Below are 5,444 nucleotides of genomic sequence, written 5' to 3'. Positions count from 1 at the left end.
GGCATCGGCTGCTCGCCCGTCGAGGACGCCCGGAGAGGGCAGATGGTCACCCTGGCCGGGCGCGTGCGCACAGTCCTTTCCGGAGGGGGAGAGCGGTTCCTCGGGGTGACCGCCGAGGTGTACGACGGTACGGGTGCGGTGGACGTGTGCTGGCTGGGACGTGGTTCGATCCCGGGTATCGACACCGGCCGCTTCGTCAAGGTGACCGGGCGTATCGGCGTCCGGTCCGGCCAGAAGGTCATGTTCAATCCACGTTACGAATTGCTCAGTGGGCAACCGGGCGCTACACGCGGAGGAGAAGTGTGACCGAGTCTGAGCGGGCCGGCGAGCAGTCCACCGGAGAAGTGCCCCCGGAGAGCGCGGGAGGTAAGCGGAAGTCCGCGTTCGGTGACCCGGACGCCTCGCTGCTCGAGCAGATGGGTGGCGTCCGCGGCCTGGTCTACTCGTCGATCCCCATCCTGACCTTCGTCCCCGTCAACGGCTTCTGGGGACTGACGGTGGCGATCTGGGCGGCGCTCGGGGTGGCGGTCGCCATGCTGGCGTGGTCACTGGTCCGACGGGAGAACCCCCAGCCGGCGATCTCCGGCTTCTTCGGGGTCGCGATCGGTGTCCTGATCGCCTGGCGCACCGGGAGCGCGAAGGGATACTTCCTCTACGGGATCATCACGCAGGCGGTGTACGGCGGGGTGTTCGCCCTGTCCGCGCTCGCGCGGTGGCCACTCGTCGGGGTGATCTGGGGCCTGCTCGACGGAAAAGGGATGTCCTGGCGCCGTCACCCGAAAGCGCGTCGGTGGTACGCCGTCGCCACGTGGATCTGGGCAGGGCTCTTCGCGATACGCGCAGTGCTGCAGTACGCGCTCTACCTGAACGACGAGGTCAACTGGCTCGGGGCCGCCCGCATCGCGATGGGCTGGCCGCTCGCGCTGCTGGCGTTCGCGGCGACGATCTGGGCGGTGCGGCGCGCGATGGTCTACGAGAGGGAGCCCGCGGAGGCCCGGGAACCCACCACGCACGACTGACACGCACGACCGATACGGCATCACCTCGGATGGACGACGGCCCCCGGCGAGTTCGCCGGGGGCCGTCGTCTGCCCAGCTCGTGTCCGTCAGCCGCGAGCGCGAGTGACGCGGTGGTCAGATCGTGCTCGTCGCCATCCGCGAGAACTCGCTCGGGCCCGTGATGGTGCGGTAGGCGAACACCGAGGCCAGGGTGGCCACGGGGATCGCGATGAGGAGCCCGACGAACAGGGCGAGGAAACCTGCCACGACGACGAGGATGTTGAGCACCGCGAGAGCGAACAGGTTTCCCGCGTCGGACTTGATCGCGTTGACGCTGGACTTCATGGCGTCGATCGCGGTCATGTTGCGGTCCACGACGAAGTGGAGGGTCCAGTACAGGAAGAACGCGATCACGATGCCGGGGATGATGAGGAGGATCAACCCGATGGACGTCGCGATCGCCACGAGGATCGCGGCGATGACGAACGCCCCGAAGTTCTGCAACTTGAAGAAGTCGCCGATCTCCGGCTTGTGCCCGTCCACCTCGAGGAGGGCTCCCCGGATGATGAATGCCTGGAACAGGAAGCTCACGGCGATCGCCAGTATCGAGCCCAGGAACGCCACCGACGCCGACTGAGAGTTGGATATCGAACTCGCGAGCCCGTTGGCGAGGAACATCGCCAACGTGACCAGAACCCACGGCAGCGGGTTGTTCTTGAACATCTGCCAGCCGGCGCCGATGGCGTCGGTGGCGGACACCCTGCCCGTCATCACCGGCCCGCCCCCCTGGCCGGACTGGGGGTACCCCGCCCCGTAACCGTGGTCACCGTACGGCTGCTGGCCGAAGCCCTGCCCTCCGGATCCCTGCTGGCCATAAGCCTGTTGGCCGTAGCCCTCCTGGCCGTAGCCCTGTCCGGGATAGGGCTCCTGGCCGAATCCCTGTGCGTCCCCCTGTCCGCCGTACTGCTGTCCACCCCAGTTCTGTTGGGCGGCGCCGGTGCCGGTCGGATCGTTCGGGTTCCCGTCTCCTGACGGGGTACCTCCGGTGGTCATGGCATCTCCAGATCTCTTCGCGTCGGTGTGAAAGATTCTTCCACCTGCCTGGCTCCGAACCTAGTCCTGTCCGGGCGTTTTGGGGAGTGCCAACTCGACGGTCGGGGCGGGGAAATGCGTGGAGCCCCGTCGACGATGTCGACGGGGCTCCGGGTCCGTTGACCGGACGAGGGTGTCAGATGTTGGCGTGGATCTCGACAGCCTGTGCGACGCCGGCCACGGTGCCGGCGATCTTGACCGCCTCCCAGGCCTGCTCCTTGGTGATGCCCTCCTTGCGGATGACGTCATCGTGCGCGGCGGTGCAGTTCTCGCAGCCGTTGATCGTCGAGACGGCCATGGACCAGAGCTCGAAGTCGGCCTTCTCCACACCCGGGTTCGCGATGATGTTCATCCGGAGGCCCATGCGGACCTGGGCGTAGTCGTCTCCCAGGAACTCCTTGGCGCGGTAGGCCACGTTGTTCATGGCCATGATGGACGCAGCACCGAGGGCGGCGTTGAACGCCTCGTCGGACAGGTGCTCGCGCGCCTCGTCGGCGATCTCGGACAGCACGGTCTCGGACCGGGTCGCCGCGGCGGTGGCCAGGAAGGTCCCCCACAGCTGCTGCGGCGACAGCTCTGTCGAGCGCGCCAGGGAGCCGAGGTTCAGTTTGAGATCCTTCGCGAACTCAGGGAGCCCGGACTTCAGGTTCTCGATGGTCACTTGATGCCCTCCTGCAGCATGTCCATCTTGTTGATGTTCTTCGTCGGGTCGTTCTTCTGCCAGTTGCAGGCGCAGACCTCGGACGACTGGAGGGCGTCGAGGACACGGAGGACCTCGTCCACGTTGCGGCCGACGGCATCAGGCGTCACCGAGACGAACTGGATGACGTTGTCCGGGTCGACGATGAAGGTCGCGCGGTCGGCGACCCCGTCCGCGTTCTCGACACCGAGCGCGCGGATCAGCTCGTGCTTGATGTCCGACAGGAGCGGGAACGGGACACCCTTGAGCTCGTCGTTGGTCGCGCGCCAGTTGAAGTGCGCGAACTCGTTGTCGATCGAGCCACCGAGGACCTGCGTGTCGCGGTCCTGGAAGTCCTCGTCGAGCTTGCCGAACGCGGCGATCTCGGTGGGGCAGACGAAGGTGAAGTCCTTCGGGTAGAAGAAGATCACCCGCCACTTGCCGGCGTACGACTGGTTGGTGAGCGTCTCGAAGTAGTCCTCGGGCTGCTGGGCGTTGACCTGCTGGAGGTCGCCGCCCTTGAGTGCGGTGAGCTCGAAGTCGGGGAACTGATCGCCGATGGTGAGAAGTGCCATGTGATCCTCCTGGGTTATGGGCCGTTCTTGAACGGGCAGGGGAGACTATGCCCGACGCGCAGTGAGAGGTAAAGCCTAATGAGGTGAAGATCACCCATAGGGGAGGGTGAATAATCATCGACGTGGGGCTATTGATCGTCCTACACTCATCGACATGGCCAATCAGCGGTTCGTTCCGAGCGTGACCCAGCTCAGGGTGTTCCTCGCTGTCGCGGAGCGTCTCCACTTCCGCAGTGCCGCTGAGGAGCTGGGAATGAGCCAGCCGTCGCTCTCCCAGGCCCTGGCGACTCTGGAGGAGGGACTCCGGGTTCACCTGGTCGAACGGAGTACCAGGACGGTGCTCGTCACACCGGTCGGGCACCAGCTCCTCCCGTTCGCACGGGCCGCGGTGGGCGCGATGGACGCGGTGGCCGACATCGCCGCCGGTAGCGGGGGGCCGCTGTCGGGCGACGTCCGCATCGGTGTGATCCCCACGGCGGCGCCCTACCTCCTGCCGGGGCTGCTGCCCGCCCTGACCGAGCGTTTCCCGGATCTGCGGCCACGGATCGTCGAGGATCAGACCGCCAGACTGCTCGAGCAGTTGCGCTCGGGGGCGATCGACGTCGCGATCATGGCCCTTCCCACCGATGCCGCGGGTGCCATCGGTATGCCCCTGTACACCGAACCGTTCGCTCTCCTCGTCCCGGCCGACCACCCGCTCGCCGGGCAGGAGGGCCTCTCCCTCGAGGCCCTCGTGGATCTCCCACTGCTGATGCTCGACGAGGGGCACTGCCTCCGTGACCAGACCGTCGACCTGTGCCGGCGGGTCTCGGCTCCGATCCTGGGTCGTGGTGGGTCGCGGGCGGCGTCCCTGACCACCGCGGTGAGGTGCGTCGCCGGGGGGCTGGGGGTGATGATCGTGCCGGAGTCGGCCGTGGTGTCCGAGAGCCGCGACCCCGGCATCGGGGTCGCGAGGTTCGTCGAGCCCGCACCGGGCCGGACGATGGGTCTGGTGCTCCGCACGGCCACGGCCGGTGACGACGCCTACGCCGAGCTCGGGAGCGTCATCACCGAGGTGGCCCAGCGGCTGTTCGGGGCGGTTGCCGCCTGACCGGCGGTCGTCCGGCGCCGGCCGGGCAGGTGGGGTTCGTCGACTCCAGGGCCCGCGCCGCCTCCAGGTACCGGGCGCGGAGCCCCTGTGTCCGCGCGACCCATCCGCGCTGGTGGGCGACGAAGACCGCTCGTCCCTCGGGGGACTCCACCGGGATCGGGTCGAGTCCCCAGGCGGACAGGTCATAGGGCGAGGACCGCATGTCGACCTCGCGGGCGTCGAAGGCCGCGGCCAACGTGTCCACCAGGAGCTCGCCGGGGGCGCCGGCCTCCATGTCCACCACGTACGAGTAGAGATCCATACCGGCGTGCAGGCAGGCCGGTTGCTCGTTGCGGACCTGTTCGGCGCGGGTGAGGACGTCCTTGTTGAGGGGGACGGCGGCCTCGGTGAAGAACCGGAGGGCGTCGAAGTGGGTGCACCGCAGCCGGGATCCGTCGACGACGTCGTCGATCAGTGGCTGAGATACCCGGAGGGGCACCCGGGGATGACGAACGGCATCGTCGCCTCCCCGGTAGAGCATGGCCCACTCGTGAAGGCCGAAACAACCCAGTGCGCCCGGCCTGGACGCGGTGGCCTCGACGATCTCGCGCGCGCGGGACAGGCGGGGGCCGCATCGGGACAGGACGGACGTGGGATCCACGATCAGTCCGGACCGACCGTGCAGGGAGGTCCGCTCGTAGTGGCGCCACTGCGCCCGTTCGGTCAGGTGGGCGTTCTCCAGGATGATCCCCGGGCCGGGATGCCAGCGTCGGACGGTGGCGACGCTCGTCCGGTAGTAGGTGAACAGGAAGTCCGCGACCGGGTGCGGCTCGCCTCGTCGTCGACGCTCGAGGTGGTCGGTGGTCAGCGAGTCGACGGCCTCGGTGTGCCGGCGCTCCAGCGCCCGCCAGAGGCGCTCGGGCACCAGAACCGGGTCGGCGGCGTGGCGCCGCGGGCTCACGACCGTCGCTTCTTCTTGGGGCGGTGCACCCGGGACTGGGCGGGCCGTCGGGATCGCGCCGGGGGAGCG

General features: G+C 68.1%; 7 protein-coding genes. 3 read left to right on the top strand and 4 right to left on the bottom strand.

Annotation, left to right across the window (positions count from 1 at the left end):
• Both G6018_RS03280 and G6018_RS03275 read left to right on the top strand, forming a co-directional pair.
• Window positions 1-306 (top strand): hypothetical protein (locus G6018_RS03280; RefSeq protein ID WP_182638701.1); only part of this gene is annotated, 306 nt, incomplete at its 5' end.
• Complete coding sequence (locus G6018_RS03275; protein ID WP_304816413.1) at window positions 303-1,019, top strand: DUF3159 domain-containing protein; 717 nt, start codon at window positions 303-305, stop codon at window positions 1,017-1,019. The genes G6018_RS03280 and G6018_RS03275, both read left to right, overlap by 4 nt.
• Before the next feature lie 115 nt (window positions 1,020-1,134).
• On the opposite strand, the gene G6018_RS03270 is transcribed toward G6018_RS03275, so the two are convergent.
• The 3 genes from G6018_RS03270 to G6018_RS03260 all read right to left on the bottom strand — a co-directional run bounded on the left by G6018_RS03270 (window position 1,135) and on the right by G6018_RS03260 (window position 3,345).
• Window positions 1,135-2,052 carry a hypothetical protein gene (locus G6018_RS03270; RefSeq protein ID WP_182610193.1) on the bottom strand — a complete coding sequence of 306 codons (918 nt, stop codon included), beginning with the start codon at window positions 2,050-2,052 and terminating at the stop codon, window positions 1,135-1,137.
• Window positions 2,053-2,227: 175 nt separating this feature from the next.
• Entirely contained in the window at window positions 2,228-2,752 is a 525-nt protein-coding gene (locus G6018_RS03265) for a carboxymuconolactone decarboxylase family protein (RefSeq protein WP_179525224.1), read from the bottom strand.
• Window positions 2,749-3,345 carry a peroxiredoxin gene (locus G6018_RS03260; protein WP_182610194.1) on the bottom strand — a complete coding sequence of 199 codons (597 nt, stop codon included), beginning with the start codon at window positions 3,343-3,345 and terminating at the stop codon, window positions 2,749-2,751. The genes G6018_RS03265 and G6018_RS03260 overlap by 4 nt, the downstream gene beginning before the upstream one ends.
• 154 nt (window positions 3,346-3,499) lie before the next feature.
• On the opposite strand from G6018_RS03260, the gene G6018_RS03255 reads away from it, so the two are divergent.
• A complete protein-coding gene (locus G6018_RS03255) occupies window positions 3,500-4,435 on the top strand; it encodes a hydrogen peroxide-inducible genes activator (protein ID WP_179525226.1) in 936 nt (311 codons plus the stop codon).
• Here G6018_RS03255 and G6018_RS03250 read toward each other — a convergent pair.
• Window positions 4,392-5,444 (bottom strand): hypothetical protein (locus tag G6018_RS03250; RefSeq protein WP_347237781.1); only part of this gene is annotated, 1,053 nt, incomplete at its 5' end. The genes G6018_RS03255 and G6018_RS03250 overlap by 44 nt on opposite strands.

The sequence above is a fragment of the Dietzia sp. DQ11-44 genome, from assembly GCF_014145205.1.
Lineage (GTDB): Bacteria > Actinomycetota > Actinomycetes > Mycobacteriales > Mycobacteriaceae > Dietzia > Dietzia natronolimnaea.
The sequence above is the reverse complement of the archived record's forward strand: the minus strand, read 5'-3'. Positions and strand labels throughout refer to the sequence as shown.

What these genes read in the sequence shown, in the direction of transcription:
- G6018_RS03270 (WP_182610193.1), bottom strand. Translation starts at nt 2,052, where the DNA reads ATGACCACCGGAGGTACCCCGTCAGGAGACGGGAACCCGAACGATCCG.
- G6018_RS03260 (WP_182610194.1), bottom strand. Translation starts at nt 3,345, where the DNA reads ATGGCACTTCTCACCATCGGCGATCAGTTCCCCGACTTCGAGCTCACC.
- G6018_RS03255 (WP_179525226.1), top strand. Translation starts at nt 3,500, where the DNA reads ATGGCCAATCAGCGGTTCGTTCCGAGCGTGACCCAGCTCAGGGTGTTC.